The 21,952-nt window shown below is 72.6% G+C and carries 20 protein-coding genes and 1 pseudogene; 2 read left to right on the top strand and 19 right to left on the bottom strand.

What is annotated here, in order from left to right:
- Nucleotides 1-127: 127 nt before the first annotated feature.
- From whiG to K7854_RS18445, 16 genes and pseudogenes are all read right to left on the bottom strand, one after another.
- Nucleotides 128-970 carry an RNA polymerase sigma factor WhiG gene (gene whiG / locus K7854_RS18370; RefSeq protein ID WP_226027611.1) on the bottom strand — a complete coding sequence of 281 codons (843 nt, stop codon included), beginning with the start codon at nucleotides 968-970 and terminating at the stop codon, nucleotides 128-130.
- Nucleotides 971-1,253: 283 nt separating this feature from the next.
- On the bottom strand, nucleotides 1,254-2,402 hold the full coding sequence (dprA, locus tag K7854_RS18375; protein ID WP_226027631.1) for a DNA-processing protein DprA: 1,149 nt from the start codon (nucleotides 2,400-2,402) through the stop codon (nucleotides 1,254-1,256).
- Nucleotides 2,403-3,322: 920 nt separating this feature from the next.
- The gene (locus K7854_RS18380) at nucleotides 3,323-4,948 is read right to left on the bottom strand and encodes a YifB family Mg chelatase-like AAA ATPase (protein WP_226027612.1); all 1,626 of its coding nucleotides are present in this window, start codon (nucleotides 4,946-4,948) and stop codon (nucleotides 3,323-3,325) included.
- On the bottom strand, nucleotides 4,948-5,310 hold the full coding sequence (locus K7854_RS18385; RefSeq protein WP_226027613.1) for a YraN family protein: 363 nt from the start codon (nucleotides 5,308-5,310) through the stop codon (nucleotides 4,948-4,950). Before K7854_RS18385 ends, K7854_RS18380 begins: the two co-directional genes overlap by 1 nt.
- A gap of 131 nt (nucleotides 5,311-5,441) precedes the next feature.
- Nucleotides 5,442-5,750, bottom strand: a complete 309-nt coding sequence (locus K7854_RS18390) for a DUF2469 domain-containing protein (protein ID WP_003965949.1) — start codon at nucleotides 5,748-5,750, stop codon at nucleotides 5,442-5,444.
- A gap of 56 nt (nucleotides 5,751-5,806) precedes the next feature.
- The gene (locus K7854_RS18395) at nucleotides 5,807-6,337 is read right to left on the bottom strand and encodes an NUDIX hydrolase (RefSeq protein ID WP_226027614.1); all 531 of its coding nucleotides are present in this window, start codon (nucleotides 6,335-6,337) and stop codon (nucleotides 5,807-5,809) included.
- A complete protein-coding gene (gene lepB / locus K7854_RS18400) occupies nucleotides 6,327-7,103 on the bottom strand; it encodes a signal peptidase I (RefSeq protein WP_226027615.1) in 777 nt (258 codons plus the stop codon). The genes K7854_RS18395 and lepB (K7854_RS18400) overlap by 11 nt, the downstream gene beginning before the upstream one ends.
- Before the next feature lie 93 nt (nucleotides 7,104-7,196).
- Nucleotides 7,197-8,213 (bottom strand): signal peptidase I, encoded by a 1,017-nt coding sequence (gene lepB, locus K7854_RS18405; RefSeq protein ID WP_226027616.1) that lies wholly within the window; start codon nucleotides 8,211-8,213, stop codon nucleotides 7,197-7,199.
- A pseudogene (gene lepB / locus K7854_RS18410) lies at nucleotides 8,104-9,195 on the bottom strand (signal peptidase I); the annotation flags it as partial. The gene lepB (K7854_RS18405) and the pseudogene lepB (K7854_RS18410), both read right to left, overlap by 110 nt.
- On the bottom strand, nucleotides 9,188-9,949 hold the full coding sequence (gene lepB / locus K7854_RS18415; RefSeq protein ID WP_226027617.1) for a signal peptidase I: 762 nt from the start codon (nucleotides 9,947-9,949) through the stop codon (nucleotides 9,188-9,190). The gene lepB (K7854_RS18415) and the pseudogene lepB (K7854_RS18410), both read right to left, overlap by 8 nt.
- A gap of 45 nt (nucleotides 9,950-9,994) precedes the next feature.
- On the bottom strand, nucleotides 9,995-10,345 hold the full coding sequence (gene rplS / locus K7854_RS18420; protein ID WP_007444857.1) for a 50S ribosomal protein L19: 351 nt from the start codon (nucleotides 10,343-10,345) through the stop codon (nucleotides 9,995-9,997).
- 136 nt (nucleotides 10,346-10,481) lie between these two features.
- Complete coding sequence (gene trmD / locus K7854_RS18425) at nucleotides 10,482-11,315, bottom strand: tRNA (guanosine(37)-N1)-methyltransferase TrmD (protein WP_226027618.1); 834 nt, start codon at nucleotides 11,313-11,315, stop codon at nucleotides 10,482-10,484.
- A complete protein-coding gene (rimM, locus tag K7854_RS18430; protein WP_226027619.1) occupies nucleotides 11,315-11,878 on the bottom strand; it encodes a ribosome maturation factor RimM in 564 nt (187 codons plus the stop codon). Before rimM ends, trmD begins: the two co-directional genes overlap by 1 nt.
- Before the next feature lie 113 nt (nucleotides 11,879-11,991).
- A complete protein-coding gene (locus K7854_RS18435; RefSeq protein ID WP_003973401.1) occupies nucleotides 11,992-12,231 on the bottom strand; it encodes an RNA-binding protein in 240 nt (79 codons plus the stop codon).
- A 2-nt stretch (nucleotides 12,232-12,233) separates the two neighbouring features.
- On the bottom strand, nucleotides 12,234-12,653 hold the full coding sequence (rpsP, locus tag K7854_RS18440) for a 30S ribosomal protein S16 (protein WP_007444852.1): 420 nt from the start codon (nucleotides 12,651-12,653) through the stop codon (nucleotides 12,234-12,236).
- A gap of 255 nt (nucleotides 12,654-12,908) precedes the next feature.
- The gene (locus tag K7854_RS18445; RefSeq protein WP_030188620.1) at nucleotides 12,909-13,505 is read right to left on the bottom strand and encodes a hypothetical protein; all 597 of its coding nucleotides are present in this window, start codon (nucleotides 13,503-13,505) and stop codon (nucleotides 12,909-12,911) included.
- A gap of 668 nt (nucleotides 13,506-14,173) precedes the next feature.
- Here K7854_RS18445 and K7854_RS18450 point away from each other — a divergent pair.
- Both K7854_RS18450 and K7854_RS18455 read left to right on the top strand, forming a co-directional pair.
- Nucleotides 14,174-15,061, top strand: coding sequence for an SAM-dependent methyltransferase (locus K7854_RS18450; RefSeq protein WP_226027620.1), 888 nt, complete (start codon nucleotides 14,174-14,176; stop codon nucleotides 15,059-15,061).
- Between the two features lie 182 nt (nucleotides 15,062-15,243).
- A complete protein-coding gene (locus K7854_RS18455; protein ID WP_226027621.1) occupies nucleotides 15,244-15,861 on the top strand; it encodes a hypothetical protein in 618 nt (205 codons plus the stop codon).
- A gap of 13 nt (nucleotides 15,862-15,874) precedes the next feature.
- Here K7854_RS18455 and ftsH read toward each other — a convergent pair whose 3' ends face one another.
- The 3 genes from ftsH to K7854_RS18470 all read right to left on the bottom strand — a co-directional run.
- Entirely contained in the window at nucleotides 15,875-17,821 is a 1,947-nt protein-coding gene (gene ftsH / locus K7854_RS18460; RefSeq protein ID WP_226027622.1) for an ATP-dependent zinc metalloprotease FtsH, read from the bottom strand.
- A 107-nt stretch (nucleotides 17,822-17,928) separates the two neighbouring features.
- Nucleotides 17,929-19,479, bottom strand: a complete 1,551-nt coding sequence (gene ffh / locus K7854_RS18465; RefSeq protein ID WP_226027623.1) for a signal recognition particle protein — start codon at nucleotides 19,477-19,479, stop codon at nucleotides 17,929-17,931.
- Nucleotides 19,480-19,606: 127 nt separating this feature from the next.
- On the bottom strand, nucleotides 19,607-21,952 hold a 2,346-nt coding region (locus tag K7854_RS18470), incomplete at its 5' end, for a [protein-PII] uridylyltransferase (protein WP_226027624.1).

The following is a 21,952-nucleotide window of genomic DNA, read 5'->3' on the forward strand; positions in this document are numbered from 1 at the left end:
AGGCCGCTCGAATCCTTGGCACGTCACCACTTTACGGACGCGGCCTCCCGTGCGGGAGTCGTCCACCCGGCCGCAGGACCGGCGGGCGGGTCGCCGGCGGGGTCCGAGCCGCTGCCGCGGATCCGGTTCAGCGGCCGAAACCAGCCAGCTTGGCGCGCAGTTGCAGGACCGACTTGGTGTGGATCTGACTGACCCTGCTCTCGGTCACACCCAGCACGTTCCCGATCTCGGCGAGGGTGAGGCCCTCGTAGTAGTACAGCGTGACCACGGTCTTCTCGCGCTCCGGCAGCGTGTTGATCGCCCGGGCCAGGAGCCGTCGCAGCTCCCGGTCCTCGGCGACCTCCACCGGATTGTCGGCGGCGGTGTCCTCCAGCGTGTCCATCAGACTCAGCCGGTCGCCGCCCTCGCCCCCGGCGTGCAGCAACTCCTCCAGGGCCACCACGTTGGCCAGCGACAGCTGGCTGAAGACCGCGTGCAGGTCCTCCACCGCGATCCCCATCTCCGCTGCGACCTCGCTCTCCGAGGGGGTACGGCGCAGCCGGGCCTCCAGCGTCGCGTAGGCGCGCTCCACGTTCCGTGCCTTCTGCCGCACCGAGCGCGGGATCCAGTCCAGGGCGCGCAGTTCGTCGATCATCGCGCCCCGGATCCGGGTGATGGCGTACGTCTCGAACTTGATCTCCCGGTCGACGTCGAACTTCTCGATGGCGTCGATCAGCCCGAACACCCCGGAGGAGACGAAGTCGGCCTGCTCGACATTGGGCGGCAGCCCCACGCTGACGCGGCCCGCCACGTATTTCACCAGGGGCGAGTAGTGCAGGATCAGCTGTTCCCGCAGCCGCTCGTCGCCGGTCGCCTTGTACGACCGCCACAACTCGTCGAGCGTCGAGGGGGCGGACGGTCGCACGCTGCCACCGTCGCGGGCGGCTGGGGGGATCGCCGCCCGGTCGGACCCGGAGGTGTGCTGGGGCATTCGTCGCCTAGTGCCGTTCTGCCGTGAGGTGGATCTGTCTGAGGCCGCCGGTCTGCTTTCTGGTTGTTCGTCTGCTGTCGGCCGTCTGTGTGGGGGTCATCGTGAGCGTAGCGTGACTGGACCGTCGCGGTGTGCGAAGGAGCGGGCGGGCACCCTACGCAGATACGTTCCGCCGAACGCTCTACAGGGGGGACGATGATCGCTCTGGGTGATCACTCGAATACTTCAACTGCCAGAATCCCCACGGGCGTCGGGGTTCCCCCGGACGGCCGAACACGGTGCGTCAGCACGGGCCGCGGCCACCGCGAACCGAGATCATCGCCTGGCGTGTCAACTTCCAGCCGTCGCCGTGTCGTTCGACGTAACCGAGTGCTCGAAGTTCGTACAGCCTCGCGATCGCGTCGTCCACGGTGGTCTGGGCGCGGCGTGCCACCTCCGTCGGCGTCGCCGTACCTCTCCCGGGGAGCCCGGACAGCACCTGGCGGGTCCGGGGCTCCAGGAGATCGGTGGGCAGCACGGGTCCGCGCCGCTCGGGAGGCAGCTCCCCCATGTCGCCGACCAGCTCGACCACCTCGGCGGCGTCGCCCACCAGCACCGCGTCGCCGCGCAGCAACTCGTGCACCCCGGCGGAGAGGGCGCTGGTCGCCGGTCCCGGCACGCCCATGACGTGCCGGCCCAGCCGCCGGGCGGCTCGGGCGGTCACCAGCGAACCGCTGCGGTAGGCGGCCTCGACGACCACGGTGCCGCGGGTGAGCGCGGCGATGACCCGGTTGCGCAGGATGAATCTGCTCGGGGTGGGATGGTCGCCCGGCGGCAGCTCTCCGACGACCAGGCCCTGCTCGGCGATCCTGGTGATCAGCGCGGTGTGCCCGGGAGGGTAGGGGCGGTCGACCCCGCAGGCGAGGACCGCCGCGGTGGCGCCGCCGGCCCCGAGGGCACCGCGGTGGGCGGCGCCGTCGATCCCGTAGGCGCCGCCGGACACCACGACCCAGCCGCGCTCGGCCAGACCGGCGGCGAGGGTGACGGCCATGTGGGCGCCGTACTCGGTGCAGGCGCGGGCGCCGACCACGGCGACCGACCTGAGCGCCCACATGCGCAGGCTGGGACCGCCCCGCACCCACAGTCCGAGCGGCCGGGCGTCACCGAGGTCGTCGAGCTGCCCCGGCCACTCCGCGGTCCCGGGGACCACGAACCGCGCCCCCGCGGACCGGGCGTCGGCCAGGTCACGGCGGGGATCGGCCCGCTCCGCCCGGGCACACAGCCCCGCCCACCGCTTCTCGCTCACCCCGGGCAGGGCGCGCCCGCCCTCGCGCAGGCGCCGCGCCACCTCCAGGACGCCCCGTTCGCGCACCCACCGACCGCCCGTCTCGTCGCCGGGCTCTAGCACCCGGGCAAGGAAGACCCGCCCAAGCCGCTCACGGTCCGCGAGCAGCTCACCGTCCCCGGGCCGACCGCCCCGCGCCCCGCTCCCGTCGACACCGGCACCCACGCCACCCGGCGCCCCGCCGACACGGGCGCCGACAACGGCGCCGACAGGGGCGCCGCCCCCGGCCCGCTGCCCGGCCGCGGGCTGCGTCCCGACCGGTGCACCGTCACCGCGCGCGCCATCGCCATGCACGCCATCACCGCGCGCGTCATCGCCCTTCGCCGCCGCGCTCCGGCCCCGGGCGCCAGGCCCGGTCACGGCGCCGTCCCGTGGCACGGCGGACCCCCGGACCCGTTCGACGCCAGGTCCAGCCACGGCATCCTCCCGTGGCGCGGCGGTCACCCGGACCCGTTCGGCACTCCCCGTCCCGCCGTCCTCGGCCGCCCCGGCCCCCTGCCCCGCCCCGAGCTGCGGCCCGACCGGTGCACCGTCACCGCGCGCGTCATCGCCGTCCGCCGCCGCGCTCCGGTCCCGGGCGCCAGGCGCGGTCACGGCATCCTCCCGTGGCACGGCGGGCCCCCGGACCCATTCGACGCCAGGTCCGGTCACGGCATCCTCCCGTGGCGCGGCGGTCGCCCGGACCCGTTCCGCACTCCCCGTCCCGCCGTCCTCGGCCGCAGCACGCGTCACCGCGTCCCCCTCGACCTCATCGCCCCGGCCGGGGAACACGGCATCGTCACGGAAGAGAGGCTCGCCCCTCGGCGTGGGTGTCGCGTACCCGCCCCGGGCGGTGCCCCTCGGAGGCGAAGCCTTCCCAGTCGCGCCGCCGCCCCCGACCGGGGTGTTCCGCCCGCTCACCGCGCTGTTCCCCGGATGCGCGATCTCCCCGCCCACGGCACCGCGCCCGGCCGGCGTGGCCTCCCCGCTCACCGCGCTGCGCTCCGAGGGCGCGATCCCACCGCCCCCGCACGGCCCAGTGTCCCGGCTCACGTCAGTGCTCCCAGGGCCATCGGGACGCCCCGCGGGACCCCGGTGCGCAGTTGCAGGGCCAGAGCGACGTCCCGGGCGTCGGGGCGGTCGTGGCCGACGAGGTCGGCGACGGTCCAGGCGACGCGCAGGACCCGGTCGAGTCCGCGGGCGGTGAGCACACCGCGTTCCAGACAGCGCTCCGCCTCCTCCAGCGCACCGGGCGCGGCGCGCCAGCGGCTGCGCAGCTCCCGGCCGGGCACCTCGCTGTTCGACCGCCACGGCGTCCCCGCGAGGCGGGCGGCCGACCGCTCCCGAGCCGCCCGGACCCGGTCGGCGACGGCCGCGGTGGAGTCGCCCCGGGGGCCCTCCCCCGCCAGCTGGCTGCGCGTGACCCGGTCCACCTCGACCCGCAGGTCGACCCGGTCGAGCAGCGGTCCGGACAGCCGGGCCTGGTAGCGGCGGATCGCCGCGGGCGAGCACTCGCACGACTCGTCGGCCCGCGAGAACCTGCCGCAGGGGCAGGGATTGGCGGCGAGCACCATCAGGAACCGCGCCGGGAACCGCACCACCCCCGCGCTGCGCGCGATGACGACGTGCCCGGCCTCCAGCGGCTGGCGCAGGGCGTCGAGTGCGTGGCTGCTGAACTCCGGGGTCTCGTCCAGGAACAGGACGCCTCGGTGTGCCAGCGACACGGCTCCCGGCCGGGCCGTGCCGGGGCCGCCCCCGACGAGGGACTGCATGGTGGCGCTGTGGTGGGGAGCGCAGTAGGGAGCCGTGTCGATCATGGGCTTGCCCGGTGGCAGCAGTCCCGCCACCGAGTGCACGGCGGTGACCTCCAGGGACTCCGCCCGGCAGAGCCGGGGCAGGACGGCGGGCAGCCGTTCGGCCAGCATGGTCTTGCCGGCGCCCGGCGGTCCCTCCAGGAACAGGTGGTGGCGGCCCGCCGCGGCGACCTCCACCGCGGTGCGCGCGGATTCCTGGCCGACGACGTCGGCGAGGTCGTGGCCGTGGTCGTGCTGCGCCGCTCCGACGCTGTGCATTCCGGTGGCCGCGCCGGTGCCGGGCATGCGCAGACCGGCCAGCAGCGGGTCGGGGCGGCCCTGCGGGTCCTGCTCCTCCTCCGGCACGGGTTCGTCGGCGAGGACGGCGATCAGCTGGCGCAGGCTGCGCACTCCGAGCACCGACACCCCGGGCACCAGGGAGGCCTCGGCGGCGGCGCACTCCGGTACGACCACCTGTTCGTACCCCGCCTCCGCCGCGGCGAGCACCGACGGCAGGATGCCGCGCACCGGCCGCACCCGGCCGTCCAGACCCAGCTCTCCGATCATCACGATGTCGGCCAGCACCCGCGGGTCGATCCGCTCCGCCGCGCCCAGGACGCTCGCGGCGACGGCGAGGTCGAAGCCGCTGCCGCTCTTGGGCACCGAGGCCGGGCTGAGTCCCACCGTCAGCTTCTTCTGCGGCCACTCCGCGCCCGAGTTGACCACGGCCGCCCGCACCCGGTCCCGGCTCTCCGTGAGGCTCTTGTCCGGCAGCCCCACCAGGGTGAACGCCGCGACGCCCGGTTCCAGGTCGGCCTGCACCTCGACCACCACGCCCTCGACGCCGACGAGCGCCACGGAGCACGTACGCGCGAACCCCATCACGCCACCCCCCGGGCGTGCTCGACCACGGGGGCGCCGCGCTGCGGCAGGAGCACGCCGACCAGGTCGATGCGCACGCCACCGGGCGGTGCTCCCCCGTGGGTCTGGATCCAGCGCTCCGCGAGCCGCCGCAGCCGCTCCGCCTTCTCGGGAGTCACGGCGGCCATCGGGTGCTCGAAGGAGCCGCCCCTGCGCGTCTTGACCTCGCACACCACCAGGACGTCCCCGTCCCGGGCCACGATGTCGATCTCGCCGGTCTTCCCACAGCGCCAGTTGCGCTCCAGGACGGTCATTCCGGCCCCGGTCAGCCGGCGCGCGGCGAGGGTCTCGCCGTACTTGCCCATCGCACCTCGTGCGTTCATGTCGGCACCACCTCCGGCGCCAACGATGAGGGCTGTGCAGCGAGCTGTTGGATCTTGGTGGACGGCCGGACGGCTGTGGACAACCTCGTCACTCACACGAGTGACACCCAGCCGCGTACTCAGCCGCGCACTCAGCCGCCGGGAAGCTCCAGGTCGCTCTTGTTCAGCTCCTCGATGTTCACGTCCTTGAACGTCAACACCCGCACCTGCTTGACGAACCGGGCCGGCCGGTACATGTCCCAGACCCAGGCATCAGCCATGGAGACCTCGAAGAACACCTCGCCCTGCACCGAGTGCACCTGCATCTCGTAGTCGTTGGTGAGGTAGAAACGCCGCTCGGTCTCGATCACGTATTTGAACAGACCGACGACATCGCGGTACTCCCGGTAGAGCTTGAGCTCCATCTCGGTCTCGTACTTCTCGAGGTCCTCGGCGCTCATGGCATGTTCCCCTTCAGCCGTGCGGTCCCCCCATTGTGCGCCAGTCCCGTGCGCCCCTAGACGATTTCGGTGTCCAGGGTCACCGGCCCGGCCGGGGGACCTTCGTCGAGCAGCGTGCGCAGCAGCTCGGCGAGTCTGGTCGGATACACCGTCTCACGTGCCCGGGTCAGTTCCTCACACGTCCACCAGCGTGCGCCCGCGACGCTGCGCCGCTCCAGTTCGGTGAGGCCGAGGCCGACGGCCTCGGTCGCGGTCCGGGTGGTGCGGGCCAGGTAGTACCACTCGTCCTGGTCCCAGCGGCGGCCCGCGAAGGGGAAGGAGCACCTGCGCCGCCACAGCACCGGGCCGAGTTCGACGTCGGTGATGCCGGTCTCCTCCAGCAGCTCGCGCCGGGCGGCCTGCTCACGGGTCTCTTCGCCCTCGACGCCGCCGCCGGGGGTGAACCACCAGTCGTCGGCCGGATCGTCCGGTTCGTGGCCGTGCAGCAGCAGGATGCGGTCCTCGGGGTCGAGCAGGACGACCCGGGCGACGGGGCGCAGTCCCCCCTGGTAGGTGTCCTGCCCGGCCGGCGTCGTCTCAGCGGCCACTGGTCGGCTCCGCCCCCTTCCGGGCCCGGGAGGCCCCGGCCCGCTTGGCGAGCGGACCGTAGGCCGCACCCCCCAGGATCAGCACGGCCCCGGCGATCACCAGGGCGACGACGGTCCGCAGCGGACCCGGCGAGGACAGGTCGCCCAGCGTCTCGAAGCCGGTGGGCCGCTCCAGCATGCCGTCCATCGGCCAGGCCACGGCGTCCACGCGGGCGTCCACGGCGCCGCGCGAGACGGTGCCGCGGGCCGTGTCGGTGAGGTGGGCGGTGGAGTCCACGGAGTTGTCGCGCTCGTCGCCGAGCAGGAACAGGCGGCCCTGGGGGACGGTCACGGTCTGGAAGTCGCTGATCTCGGCCGGTGTGCCGGCGGGCAGGTACGGCTCCTCGATCACCTTGCCGTTGACCTTCAGCTTGCCCTCCTGGCAACAGGAGACGGTGTCCCCGCCGACGGCGACGACCCGCTTGACCATCGGGGCGTTGGCCCAGCTCGCGTCCTTGAAGACGACGACGTCGCCGCGGCGCACGTCGGCGCCGTCGATGCGCTGTGCCAGGACCCGGTCACCGGCGTCGATCGTCGGCGTCATGGAGCTGGTCGGCACGGTGTACGGCCGGTAGACCACCGCTCCCCAGGCGAATCCGCCGAGGAACAGCACCAGACCCAGTGCCACCGCGATGTTGGACAGCCGCTGCCCGGTCCGGCTGCCCGCCGGGCCCCTGTTCGCTGCGCCACCGCGCGGGACCGTACGTGTCGTGCTCTCGCCACCCATGGAGCCGCACCTTACCCGGCGGTACCGGGACGGGGCAGCCCCCTCCCGGCGGCCGGAAGGGGGCTCGTCGAACCTCGGTGCGGTGCCGTGGGCTCAGCGGGTCTCGGCGGGGGCGGTGCGGCGACGGCGCCACCAGACGAACGGGACTACGCCGGCGACGGCCATGCCCTGGGGAGCGACCGACAGCGCCGCGGCGGCCGAGGACCCGGCCTGGGCCTGCAGGCCGTCCTGGCCGAAAGTGTCCGGGATCGGCAGCGTGCTCCAGCGGTCCATCGGCCAGGCGACCACGATGGCGCGGCCGACGACCTCGTCCACCGGGACCATGCCGCCGTTCTTGTCCGACTGGTTGTAGCGCGAGTCCCGGGAGTTCTGCCGGTGGTCGCCCATGACCCAGATTTTGCCCTCGGGCACCGTGACCTTGAACCGCCCGCCCTGGTCGTCGTCCGAGCACGGCGTGTTGCCCGGGTAGACGTACGGCTCGTTCAGCGCCTTGCCGTTGACCTTGAGCGGGCCGGTCTTGTTGCACTCGACCGTGTCGCCGGCGACGCCGATGACCCGCTTGATCAGGTCCTTCTCGTCCGCGGACGGCATCAGGCCGATCCAGCTGAGGACGGTCTGCAACGCGTTCGGGTCGGGCGTCGGCTCGCCCGCCAGCCAGTCGGCCGGGTCGTGGAAGACGACGACCTCGCCGCGCTCGGGCTCCGAGCCGAACCAGGGGGTCAGCTTGTCGACCAGCACCCGGTCACCGATCTGCAGGGTGTTCTCCATCGAGGACGACGGGATCGAGAACGCCTGCACCAGGAACGTCTTGATCAGCAGGGCGAGCACCAGCGCGATGCCGATCAGGATCGGCAGTTCCTTCCAGAAGGAACGCTGCTTCTTGGCTGCCGGAGGTGTCGCGGGCGGTGTCCCGCCGACCCCCTCGTCCTCGGTCCCGCCGTTGTGTCCGTGCTGGCCGTGCTGTCCGTTCGTCACCGTGCCGTCCTCGGTTCCGGAGCCGTACCCGGAGTCCGGGGAGCCGACCGCGGCCGGACCGGACCTCTCCTCGGGGCGTCCGCGGTTCTCCTCGCCGTCGTGACCGGACCGTGCGCCAACCGCCACATCCCCCACGCCAACTCCTTACTCTCTGCCGCCGCCTGCCCCGGATACGGCGCAGGCCCACCACTCCCATAACGAGCGGGAGTTCCGCAGGGGTCGGGAGTTCAATCATCGCGTTCGGATCGTTCGGATCGTAGGGGGCAACCCTATGCGACAGTTCGGGAGCGGCGGTCGAACCGGAGGCCGCGTCGGACACGGACGCGTACGTTTTCGGCTCGTCCAGCGTGGTCCAGTGTCCGAACGGCCACGCGATCACCATGGCCCGCCCCACCACCTCGTCCTGGGACACGGTGCCGAAGTCGGTCTCCTGGTGGGCGCGGGAGTCGGCGGAGTTGGACCGGTGGTCGCCCATCACCCACAACCGCCCCTCGGGGACGGTGACGTCGAACGGCGTCCGGGACGGGGTGTCGCCGGGGTAGAGGTAGTCCTCGTTCAGGGGAACGCCGTTGACGGTGACGCGCCCCTGTTTGTCGCAGCACTTGACGTGGTCCCCGCCCACGCCGACGACCCGCTTGATGAGGTCCTTCTCGTCGTCGGACGGCAGCAGACCGATGAAGGCGAGGCCTTCCTTGACCTGTTTGACGACGACGGGGTCGTCCTTCTTGGTGGTCTGCTCGCCCGCCAGCCAGCCGCCCGGGTCCCGGAAGACGACGACGTCCCCGCGCTGCGGCTCGGAGCCGAACCAGGGGGTCAGCTTGTCCACCAGGACCCGGTCGCCGATCCGGATGGTCTGCTCCATGGAGCCCGAGGGGATCACGAAGGCCTGGACGAGGAAGGTCTTGAGCACCAGCGCTATGAGGACCGCGACGCCGATGAGGAGCGGGATCTCCTTGACGGCGCCTCGCCTGCGCCGCCGCTTGACCTTGCGCTGGAGTTTGCGGCGCTCGGCGCGCGAACGGCCGCCGGACGGCGCGGCGGTGCGCCTCGAACCGGTGGGCAGCAGGTTCTCCGCGGGGCTGCTGGGCGCTCCCCGCGGCTTGCCCCGGCTACCCATCGGCGTCCCCGGCGGGCGCGGACCGGGCCCCGGCGGCGGACTGGGCGTCGGCCTCCGCGTCCGGCACGCGCGCGTAGGCGTCGGGACGGTCGAGGTGGGTGGCGCGGCCGAAGGGCCAGACGATCCAGTCGGCGCGGCCTATCACGTCGTCGAGCGGAACCATCCCGCCCCCCGGGGAGCCCAGGTGGTCGCGGGAGTCGCTGGAGTCGGCCCGGTGGTCGCCCAGGACGAAGAGGGTGCCCTCGGGGACGACGACGTCGAAGGGGACCGTGGACGGGCGGTCGCCGGGGTACAGGAACGCCGACTCGTCGACCGACTGGCCGTTCACCCGGACCCTCCCCTCCTCGTCGCAGCACACCACGTGGTCCCCGCCCACACCGACAACGCGTTTGATGTAGTCGCCGTGCCCGAAGCTCCCGGTGCCGTCGAAGACGACGACGTCGCCCCGCCGCGGCCGGCCGTCGAAACGGTACGCCAACTTATTTACGAGAACCCGGTCACCGATCCTCAATCCGCGCTCCATCGATCCGCTGGGGATCTGGAACGGCTGCAGCACGAAGGTGCTGACCAGCAGCAGGAACAGCAGGAAGACCAGCAGGGCCACGGTGATCCGGCCGCCCGGCACCCAATCCGTGATCCGCCCCGCGAACGCGGAACGCGACCGTTCCTCCGGGCCCTCCGGATCCGAGCGCTGCTCGGAGTCGGAAGGGCGGGAGGAGCGGTCGCGCTCCGTGTGCTGTGTTTCGGTGTCCATCGGGGCCAGATGCTATCCGGCCCCGGCGCGGACCCCGGAGGGCGCTCAGCTCTCGCGCTTCTCCTTGATCTTCGCGGCCTTGCCGCGCAGCTCGCGCAGGTAGTACAGCTTGGCGCGGCGGACGTCACCCTTGGTGACGAGCTCGATCTTCTCCACGATCGGGGTGTGCACCGGGAAGGTGCGCTCGACGCCGACGGAGAAGGAGACCTTGCGGACCGTGAAGGTCTCGCGCACGCCGGCGCCCTGACGGCGGATGACGACGCCCTTGAACTGCTGCACACGGGAGCGGTTGCCCTCGATGACGCGCACGTGGACGTTGACGGTGTCGCCGGGGCGGAAGGCCGGGACGTCGCTGCGCAGCGACGCGGCGTCGACGGAGTCGAGCAGGTGAGACATTTCGTCTGCTTTCTTCGCCGATGCCACAGGTCATCGACGGAAACTAGGTGTTTCGGAATCAGTGTCGTGCGGGTCGGGACGGGCGTCGTGTCCCCCTGTGGCAGGGGCGCGCTCCGGACGGACGCACAACAGCCGCCTATTCTTCCATGCCCGGGGTCCTGCGCCAAAATCGGCCGTACGGCTCCCCGTCCGGGTCGGGCTGCCAGCCCAGGATGGACAGCATCTCGCGGTCCTTCTTGTCGAAGGCGGCGGGATCGCACCGTTCGATCAGGTCGGGCCGGTTGGCCGTTGTGCGGCGCAGTGCCTCGTCCCGGCGCCAGCGGGCGATCTTCCCGTGGTGACCGCTGAGCAGCACGTCCGGGATGCCGCGCCCGCGCCACAGGGGCGGCTTGGTGTGGACGGGGCCCTCCAGCAGGTTGGCCATGGCGCCGGGGGCGAAGGAGTCGTCCCGGTGGGACTCGGCGTTGCCCAGCACACCGGGCAGCAGCCGGGCCACGGCCTCGGTGACGACCAGTACGGCCGCCTCGCCGCCGGCCAGGACGTAGTCGCCGATGGACACCTCGTAGACGGGCATCCGGGTCGCGTACTCGTCGACGACCCGGCGGTCGATGCCCTCGTAGCGGGCGGGCGTGAAGATCAGCCAGGGCCGCTCGGAGAGGTGGACGGCGAGTTCCTGGGTGAAGGGCCGGCCGCTGGGCGTGGGCACGATCAGGGCGGGCTCGCCGGACCCCGTCTCGTAGCCGTCGGCCAGCACGGAGTCCAGCGCGTCGCCCCAGGGCTCGGTCTTCATGACCATGCCGGGGCCGCCGCCGTAGGGGGTGTCGTCGACCGTGTTGTGGCGGTCGTACGTCCAGTCGCGCAGGTCGTGTACGTGGACGCCGAGCTGTCCGCGCGCGCGTGCCTTGCCGACCAGGGAGACGTTCAGCGGTTCCAGGTACTCGGGGAAGATCGTGACGACGTCGAGCCGCATTACGCGCCGTGCCCCTCGTCCTCGGCGGCGTCCCGCGCGGAGGCGACCTCGGCCCGGTCGTCGATCAGTCCGGGCGGCGGGTCGATGACCGCGCGCTGCGCGTCGAGGTCGATGTCGGTAACGATCTCGGAGACGAACGGCACGTAGACCTCGCTGCCGTCGGGACGCTCCACCACGAACAGGTCCTGCGTGGGCAGGTGGGAGATCTCGGTGATGCGGCCGACCTCGGTGCCGTCGGCGGTCACCACGTCGAGGTCGATCAGCTGGTGGTCGTAGTACTCGTCCTCGTCCTCGGGCCGCTCGTCCGGGTCCACGTCGGCGATCAGCAGGGTGTTGCGCAGCGCCTCGGCGCCGGTGCGGTCCTGGACACCGGCGAAGCGCAGCAGCAGGCGGCCGCTGTGCACCCGGCCGGTCTCGATGGTGAGCGGCCCGGCGGAGGCGGGGTCGGTGGCCAGGACCGCGCCGGGTCCGAGCCTCAGCTCCGGCTCGTCCGTGCGGACCTCGACGGTCACCTCGCCCTTGATCCCGTGGGCGCGGCCGATGCGCGCGACTACCAGCTGCACTGTGCTTGATCTCCTGTCGGAACTGCGACGAGCCCGCACGAGGGGCTCATACGACTGCGGGCCGGGGACGGCCCAGTGGCCCTCCCCGGCCCGAGCCGGTGCTGCGATTGGCGTCAGCGGACGTGGTCCACGTCGACGAGGTCGACACGGACACCGCGCCCGCCGATGGCGCCCACGACGGTGCGCAGGGCGCGTGCGGTGCGGCCGTTGCGGCCGATCACCTTTCCGAGGTCGTCGGGGTGGACCCGGACCTCGAGCACCCGCCCGCGGCGCAGGTTGCGCGAGGCGACCTGCACATCGTCAGGGTTGTCGACGATGCCCTTCACGAGGTGCTCGAGAGCCTCCTCGAGCATGCTCAGGCCTCGGACGCGGAGGACTCGGCGGCGGCCTCGTCCTTCTTGTCGGCCTTCTTCTTCTGGGTGATCGCCTCACCCTTGCCCTCGTCCTCGCCACCGATCGCCTCGAAGGACGGGCGGGCCGCCTTCTCGGCCGGCTGCAGCAGCGGAGCCGGGGCGGGCTCGCCCTTGAACTTCTGCCAGTCGCCGGTCTTCTTCAGGATGGCGAGCACGGGCTCGGTCGGCTGGGCGCCGACACCGAGCCAGTACGCGACACGCTCGGCGTCGACCTCCATCACCGACGGGTTGTACGTCGGGTGGTACTTGCCGATCTCCTCGATGGCCCGGCCGTCACGGCGGGTACGGGAGTCGGCGACGACGATGCGGTAGTGAGGCGAACGGATCTTGCCCAGACGCTTCAGCTTGATCTTGACTGCCACGGGAGTGGGTTCTCCTGGTTTTGACGTGGTTGGGCACGGCGAGAGAGCCGCGTGGGGTTGCGGTACCCGAGTGCCCGATGGACGCGTCAGCCGGAGGAGAGAGGGGTCCTGTGCGACTGTCGAGTACAGCTAGCCATTGTGCCACACGCGGGCAGGCCCGTCGGACCGAGGGCGCCGGGCCCGCCCGCGCGGGACGGGCCGCCCGGCTCCCGACGGGACCCGGCCACGGACCGGCTGCCACGAGCAGCCGGACCGTCAGCTCACTCCCGCGCCGACCACCTCCGGGATCCGGAACGGCTTGCCGCAGCCGCCGCACATGATCGGGGCCTGGGCCAGCACCGACGGGACGACGCGGACGTTGCGCCCGCAGTCGCAGACCGCCTTCACGCGCACCCCTCCCCCGGAGGAGCCGTGGCGGGCGGCCGGACCGCGGAAGCTGCGGGCCGTGTCGGTCGCGGTGGCGGCGGTGTGGGCCTTCAGCGCCCGCTGGAGGCGCTCGATCGTCGGGCGGTAGCGGCGCTTCGCCTCGGGGGTGAGCGTGACCAGCGAGAAACCGCTGCTGGGATGCGGTTCCTCGGGATGGTCCAGGCCCAGCTCCTCGGCGATCGCGAGGAATCGACGGTTGTGATAGCGCCCCGCGCGGGAGGTGTCGCGTACTCCGCGCGCGGCGGCGATGCCGTGGACTGCCTCGTGAAGCAGTCGCTCGAAGGAGAGCTCGTGCCCGCAGGCGGACGACGACTCTCCGATCAGGGACTCGGGCGCGGCAAGATCGGGCAGCTCGGTGTGGTGCCGCTGAATGTCGGCCCACGCCTGCGCCAGCTCTGCGGCGAGAACAGGTGGTGTCGTGCTCACGTAATGACAACGAGCCGAAGGGCCGCTGTGTTCCTATTCCGGGGCATCCCAAATAATTTGCACGTACCAGTCAGTTGCCGCTGATGCGTCCCGACGAGGGCGGGTGCGCTGATCTGCGGAGAAGCCTCACAGCTCGTACCAAGCTGGTGCGTAGTCCGCCGTACGCGCCGGCGCGTAGCCGCCGTCCACGCGCCGGAGCGCGGGGCCTGCGCGGGCGCAAGGGCCGTTTCGGCCGCTGTCGCGCCGGAGGGACGCCGTCCGAGGGGGCGCGTCGACGCAAGCGACGTTACCGGGTGCGCCGCCGGCGTGCGGCACCGCCCCGCCCCCCGACCCGTCCCGGTCCTCCACGGGGCCCGCCGGCCCGGCCGACCTTGGCCGGAACCGTCCCGTCGATGCGGCGGCCACCCACCGTCATCGCCCGGCGACACGATCCGGCCATCCGGACCGGGGCCCGGGACGGCGCCGACCCGGGTACCGCGCGGCCAGGTCCATGTTGCCGGGAAGTGAAATCTCGCCACGGTGCCGGGGATCGGGCAAACCGGGCCCCGCTACCACTGGACGCCACGGCGAGCCCGGAGTTACCTGACATACGGGGGGAGTGCGAGCGCACTGCACGGGGGCCATGGAATCGGGCACGCGGCAACACTCGGCGATTGGGGCACTTTCCTATGACACCTACGCTCGTGCGGCAGCACCCGTCTCACGCGAGGGCGACGCCTCACGTGGACCTGCGGGCACGCGCGCGTGACTGGTCCGAGATACAGGAACGGATGCTCGTACCGCTCTACGAGGCCGTCTACGAGCGGCTGGACGTGGGCGGCGGCACCCGGATGCTGGGCCTGGGCTGCGGTTCCGGTCTCGCGCTGCTGATGGCCGCCTCGCGCGGCGCCGCGGTGACCGGGGTCGACTCCCGCTCCCCGGAACTGCTGGCCCTGGCCCGTCGGCGCCTGCTCTCCGAGGCGTCCGAGGAGCCCGGAACGGACGGCGCGGGCAGCACCCGCGCGCGTGCCGACGCGCCACGGATCGTCGAGGGCTCCCCCGGGGACGCGGCGGACCCCACGGCACCGGCGTTCACCCTGGTGACCGCCTTCGAACCCACCGGGTGCCTCGCGGGCGACCAGGACGAACTCGCCGACCTGCTCGCCCGGGCGACACCGCTCGCCGCACGCGGGGCGGCCGTGGTGCTGGCCGGCTGGGGCCCGCCCGAGCGGTGCGCCACGACCTCGGTGCTGCGGGTGGCCGCCAAGCTCGCCGACCCGACGCGCGGCCCGGGCTGCTGGCGCCCCGCCCTGCGCGACGACCTGGAGGAGGTCGCCCAGCGGGCCGGGCTCAGGCCGGACGGCTCGGGACGGGTGGCGTGCCCGTTCGGTTACGCCGACACGGGCAGCGCGGTACGCGGGCTGCTGTCGACCGGGCTGTTCGACGCGGCGGTCGCGGCGACGGACCCGGAGCAGGTCGACAAGGAGCTGACGGAGGCCCTGCACCCGCACCAGCGGCCCGACGGGACCGTGTGGATGCCGAACATGTTCCGCTACTTGATCGCCCGGGTCCCGTAAGGATCGATTCCGACCGACCACACCCGACTCCTGATCGACTCCTGGCCGACTCCTTCCGGTGCAGGTGTGAATGGTGTGAAGAAGCCACTCAGGGGCTCCTGCGGTTTCCCCAGGTGGATCACGCACCTCTACGCTGATCCACCGTTCGGGGGAACAGACACATCTGCATACAGGAGCCTGTAGTGCCGCACCGCAAGACCGCACTGCGCCTCGCCGCGCCCGTCGCCGCCCTCGCCCTGGCCCTCACCGCCTGCGGGGGCGGAGACGACGACACGGACGCCGACGCGAAGGGCGAAGCGACCACCGGGGCGACCGCCGCGGCCTCGCCGTCGCCCTCGCAGCCCGCCTCGGGCGGCGACATGGCCCACGGCGAGAGCGCGACGGGCAAGGTCGCCGAGGACCCCGGCGAGGTCACCTACGACGTCCTGGCACAGAAGGTCGACGTGGGCACCGAGGCGGAGGCCGCGAAGGCGGTGGCGGACGCCGCGGACGCCAAGGGCAAGGTGCTGGCCACCGCGTGGATCAAGTACACGCACAAGAGCGGACCGGCCCTCACCGAGGGCTCCGACGTGCACGACGGCACCACGCTCTTCGCCGACGGCCGGCGCGGCGGCGTCCTCATCGGCGCCTCCGAGGACGCACCGGGCTGCGAGGACCCCTACGACGTCGAGAGCTGGAAGCAGGGCGAGAGCCACGTCTTCTGCGAGACCTACGTGATCCCCGCGGACGCCACCAGCGTCGAGGTCCACTGGTCCGAGGAGGACGGCGAGCCCTACATCTGGAAGTTCCCGCAGAAGTAGACCCGCACGCCGCTCACGCCTCCGGGTCGTCCTTCGTCAGCCGGGTGATCCCGGCGATGCGGTACGCCTCCGCCTCGTCCAGCGTCTCGCTCGCCAGCAGCGACTCGGCGAGCACGTCCAGCTGCCCCCGGTGGTCGCGCAGCTTGCGCACGGCCTCCTCGTAGCAGGAGTCCACGACCCGCCGCATCTCACCGTCGATCGCGTCGAGCGTCTGGGGCGCGGCGGCGAGACCGTACGCCTGCTGGGCGTCGCCGGGCAGGGCGGAGAGCCGGCCGACCCGCTCGCTCATGCCCCAGCGCGCCACCATGCCGCGGGCGATGTTGGTGACCTGTTCGAGGTCGCTCTCCGAACCGGTCGTGATCACCCCGTAGACGACGTGCTCGGCCGCCATGCCGCCGAGCGCGCCGATGATCCGCCCCCGCAGGTACTCCTCCGTGTACGCGTACTTGTCCGCGTCCGGCGTCGACAGCGTCACCCCGAGCGCCCGGCCGCGCGGCACGATGGTGATCTTGCGGACGGGGTCGGCGCCCGGCTGCAACATGCCCAGCAGGGCGTGCCCGCTCTCGTGGTACGCGGTGCGCCGGCGCTCCTCCTCGGGCATCACCAGCGGACGCTCGGCCCCCAGCTGGACCTTCTCCAGCGCCTCCGAGAGGTTCGCCTGCGTCACCCGCTCCTGCTTCCGCTTCACCGCGAGCAGCGCCGCCTCGTTGGCCAAGTTGGCCAGCTCGGCACCCGTCATGCCCGGCGTCGTACGGGCGACCTGGGCGAGATCGACGTCCGGGGCGAGCGGGATCTCCCGGGTGTGGATCTCCAGGATCGCCTTCCGGCCACTCCTGTCCGGCGGCGAGACACTGACCACCCGGTCGAAGCGGCCCGGACGGGTCAGGGCGGCATCCAGGATGTCGGCACGGTTGGTGGCGGCGATCACGATCACCCCCTCCGAGCCGGAGAAACCGTCCATCTCGGTGAGGATCTGGTTCAGGGTCTGTTCGCGCTCGTCGTGGCCGCCCATGCCGGAGCCGCCGCCGCGGGCCCGGCCGATGGTGTCGATCTCGTCGATGAAGATGATCGACGGCGCCACCTTGCGGGCCTCCGCGAACAGCTCCCGCACCCGGGAGGCACCCACGCCCACGATCATCTCGATGAACTCGGACGCCGACGCGGAGAAGAACGGCACCCCCGCCTCGCCCGCCACCGCGCGCGCGAGGAGCGTCTTGCCGGTGCCCGGCGGACCGGTCAGCAGCACACCCCGGGGCATCTTGGCACCCATGCGCCGATAGGCGTCCGGGTTCTTCAGGAAGTCGACGACATCACTCAGCTCGCCCTCCACCTCGTCGATCCCGGCGACGTCGGCGAAGGTGGTACGCGGCTTCCCGGCCTCCAGCTCGACCGGCTTGGGCGGCGCCTTGCGGCCGAGCATGCCGCCCGCCCCGCCGCCCAGGGCGCCCCGCATCCGCCGCGCGATGAAGATCCAGAGCACCACCAGGATCAGCATCGGGGCCAGCGCGATCAGCAGGTTGGCCAGGAAGCTGCGGTGCTGCACGACGGGCTCGGCGGTGACCGTGACCTTGTTCTTCGTCAGGTCGGCCCAGAGCTGGTCGTCCGCGAAGGTCGGCCGCTCGGTCGTGAACTTGGTGTACGACCCGTCGCCCTCGGGATTGTCCCGGGCCTTCTTCAGCTGCCCCTGGATCGCGTCGCCCTTGGCGTAGATCTTGCTGACGTTGCCCTCGTCGACCTGCCTGCTGAACTCCGTGTAGGAGATGGTCGGCTCGTCGCCCTCGTTGAAGAAGGAGAGCACGAGGTTGGCGATCAGGTAGACGATCAGCGCGGCCAGGATCAGGTTCCACCAGCCGCCGCGCATCCTCCTGCCGCCCGGCGGCGGCTTGGGCGGCTCGTCGGGCGTGCCCTCGGTCCGCCAGGGCGGCTCGGGCACCTTGCGCGGCGGGGACGGATTGGTCATATCCGGACGCTACGACAGGAAAGCCGCGTGAGCATGCGGGTGTACGGCGCCGGGGCGCCCCCTGCGACAGGAGGCGCCCCGGCGCCGTACTACGTCCGGACGGACGGTCAGCCCATGAACTTCTTGAACTCGTCCGGCAGCTCGAAGTCCTGCCCGCCCTGCTGCGGCAGCCCGAGGGCACCCCCACCCTGCGCGGCGGCGGCCCGGCGGGCGGCCTCCTCCTGCTCCTGCTGCTTGCGCTTCATCGGGTTCCCGGAGCGCTGCTTGCCCTTGGCCTTCTTCTGCTGCTTCTTCTGCCGGCCGGGGCCGCCACCCATGCCGGGCATCCCCGGCATTCCGGGCATGCCGCCGCCCTGGGCCATGCGGGACATCATCTTGCGAGCCTCGAAGAACCGCTCGACGAGTGACTTCACGGCGCTGACCTCGACGCCGGAGCCCTTGGCGATACGGGCGCGGCGCGAGCCGTTGATGATCGTCGGCTCCTGGCGCTCGGCCGGGGTCATCGACTTGATGATGGCGGCCGTGCGGTCGACATCGCGCTCGTCGAGGTTGTTGATCTGGTCCTTCATCTGCCCCATGCCGGGCAGCATGCCGAGCAGCTTCGAGATGGAGCCCATCTTCCGGACCTGCTCCATCTGGGCCAGGAAGTCGTCCAGGGTGAAGTCCTGGCCCTTCTTGGACGCCAGCTTGGAGGCCATCTTCTCGGCCTCTTCCTGGCTGAACGTCTTCTCCGCCTGCTCGATCAGGGTGAGCAGGTCACCCATGTCGAGGATGCGGGAGGCCATCCGGTCCGGGTGGAAGGCGTCGAAGTCCTCGAGCTTCTCGCCGTTCGACGCGAACATGATCGGCTTGCCGGTCACCGAGGCGATCGACAGGGCCGCACCACCACGGGCGTCGCCGTCGAGCTTGGAGAGCACCACGCCGTCGAAGCCGACGCCGTCGCGGAAGGCCTCGGCGGTGTTGACCGCGTCCTGACCGATCATCGCGTCGACGACGAAGAGGATCTCGTCGGGGCTGACGGCGTCGCGGATGTCCGCGGCCTGCTGCATCAGCTCCTGGTCGATGCCCAGGCGGCCGGCGGTGTCGACGATGACCAGGTCGTGGACCTTGGCCTTGGCGAACTCGATGGAGTCCTTGGCGACCTTCACCGGGTCGCCCACGCCGTTGCCCGGCTCGGGGGCGTAGACCGCGACACCGGCGCGCTCGGCGACGACGCTGAGCTGGTTGACGGCGTTGGGGCGCTGGAGGTCACAGGCCACGAGCAGCGGGGAGTGGCCCTGCTCCTTGAGCCAGCGGCCCAGCTTGCCAGCGAGGGTGGTCTTACCGGCACCCTGGAGACCGGCCAGCATGATCACGGTCGGCGGCTGCTTGGCGAAGCGCAGGCGGCGGGTCTCGCCGCCGAGGATGCCCACCAGTTCCTCATTGACGATCTTGAGGACCTGCTGGGCAGGATTCAGCGCCTTGGAGACCTCGGCGCCCAGGGAGCGCTCCTTGACCTTCTTGATGAAGGAGCGCACGACGGGCAGCGCCACGTCGGCCTCAAGCAGCGCGATGCGGATCTCGCGGGCCGTGGCGTCGATGTCCGCCTCGGACAGCCGTCCCTTGCCCCGGAGGGATTTGAAGGTGGCTGACAGGCGGTCGGAGAGAGTATCGAACACGGCGGCGTAGGTCCTCGCGTCGGCGTTGGTGTGGGTCGCCCTCCAGGGTATCCGGCCCGGCAAGCAATTCGTCCCTGCCTGCCGCAGAGAGCGGACGGTCCGTTGCACGCACCCCGCGACCGCGAGGTCACCCCCGCAGCGACTCCTCCAGCTCGCGCGCCACGGACGCCGCGTCCTCCCTCGGCAGCGGCGACCCCTCACCCCGCGTCACATAGAACGCGTCCACCGCGTTCGCCCCCAGCGTCGACACGTGCGCGCTCCGCACCCGCACGCCCGCCGCCTCCAGCGCCCGTCCGAGCCGGAACAGCAGCCCCGGTGCGTCCTGGGCGCGGACCTCGATCACCGTGGCCAGCCGGGAGGCGGCCGGGGCGACGGTGACCCGGGGCGGGGGCGGCTCCACCCCCCGGCGCCGGGGGTGGGCGGCGTCCCGTTCGGCGAGCCGCCCGGCGATGTCCAGGGTGCCGTCCAGGGCCCTGACCAGGTCGGCGCGGAGCCGGGCGGCCTGGGGCAGGGAGCCGTACTGGGCGGCGACCCGCCAGTCGAGGAGCAGCACGGACCCGTCGACGCCGTCCGGCAGCGGGAGCGACCGCAGCTCGGCAGTGCGGACGGTCAGCCGGTGCATGGCCAGCACCCCGGCCACCGCGGGGAGCACGCCCGCCTGGTCGGGTACGGCGATCAGCAACTCCACGCCGAGGGGCTCGGGACCGTCGGCCGAGGAGGCGTCGGCCGCTGCCGCGTCGGCGGGCGGCTCCGTCTGGGCCCGCAGCGCCAGTACCGGACCGCCCGTGCGGAAGGCCTCGACGGCGAGCCGTTCCTGTTCGGCGGTGGGCGCCGCCGCCTCGGCTTCGGGCTGCGGGTCCCCGGCCAGCACCCCGGCGACGCGTTTCACCAGGTCGGCGACGAGGGAGCCGCGCCAGGAGGACCAGGCGGCCGGGCCGGTGGCCAGCGCGTCCGCCTCGGTCAGGGCGTGCAGCAGCTCCAGTGTGTGCTCCGTGCGGACCGCGTCCGCGACCGCGCGCACGGTGGCCGGGTCGTCCAGGTCGCGCCGGGTGGCGGTCTCCACCAGCAGGAGGTGGTGGCGGACGAGGGTGGCGAGGACGGCGGCGTCCGCGTGGTCGAAGCCGATGCGTGTGGCGACGTCCCGGGCGATGGTCTCGCCGGCCACGGAGTGGTCGCCGGGCCAGCCCTTGCCGATGTCGTGCAGCAGCGCGGCGACCAGCAGCAGGTCGGGGCGGTGCACCCGGCGGGTGAACCCGGCGGCGCGGACGGCGGTCTCGATCAGGTGCCGGTCGACGGTCCACAGGTGCACGGCGTTGCGCTGCGGGCGGCAGCGGACCCGTTCCCAGTCGGGCAGCAGCCGGGTGACCAGGCCCTCGGCCTCCAGGGCCTCCCAGACCTGCACCGTGGGGCGGCCGGAACCGAGCAGGGTCACCAGTTGCTCACGGGCCTCGGCGGGCCAGGGCGTGGGCAGGGGGCGCGCGGTGGCCGCCAGGCGCCGTACGGCGTGCAGGGAGAGCGGGAGCCCGGCCTGCGCGGCGGCGGCCGCGGCGCGCAGCGGGAGTACGGGATCGCGTTCGGGGCGTGCAGTGCGGGCGAGTACCACCTCGCCGTCCTGCTCCACGACGCCCTCGGCGAGCGGGGAGCGCTCGGCGGCCGGTTTCCCGCCGTTCATCATGGCGCGCAGGCGCGGCCGCACGGAGCGCGAGCGCAGTACGCGCCCCACTTCGCGCCAGGTGACGTCGCCCGCGTAGGAGATGACGCGGGCCGCCTCGTACACCTGCCGCAGCAGGGCGTCGGCGTCGAGCAGGCCCAACTCGGCGGCCACCTGGTCCTGTTCCTGCAGGGCCAGCCGGTCGGTCGCCCGGCCCGTGGCCAGGTGGAGCGCGTCGCGTACGTCGAGCAGGCGGCGCCGGGCCTCGGCGAGTCCCTCGCGCGGGGCGTCGGCGAGCCAGGAGGCGGCGACGGCGCGCAGGGCGGTGGCGTCGCGCAGGCCGCCCCGGGCCTCCTTGAGATCGGGTTCCAGCAGGAAGCGCAGTTCGCCCTGGCGTTCGGCGCGTTCGGCGCACAGGTCGCGGAGTTCGGGCAGGCGTTTGGGTGCCTGGTTGCGCCAGTCGGCGAGGACGGCGGTGCGCAGGGCGGTGGTCAGGCCGAGGTCACCGGCGAGGTGGCGGGCGTCCAGGAGGCCGAGTTGGACTTTCAGGTCCTCGGCCGCGGTCTTGCGGGCCTGCTGCGGGGTGCGTACGGAGTGGTCGAGGTCGAGGCCGAGGTCCCAGACCGGGTACCAGAGGCGGTCGGCGAGTGCGGCGACGGCCTTGTCGTCCCGGCCGTCGTGCAGCAGGAGCAGGTCCAGGTCGCTGCGCGGGGACAGCTCGCCGCGGCCGTAGCCGCCGACCGCGACGAGCGAGACGCCCGCGTGTCCCCCGGTGCCCGCGCCGAAGAGGCCCGCCAGCCAGTCGTCGGTCAGTTCGGCGAC

This window comes from Streptomyces hyderabadensis, from assembly GCF_020404845.1.
In the GTDB taxonomy this organism is placed as follows: Bacteria; Actinomycetota; Actinomycetes; order Streptomycetales; family Streptomycetaceae; genus Streptomyces; species Streptomyces hyderabadensis.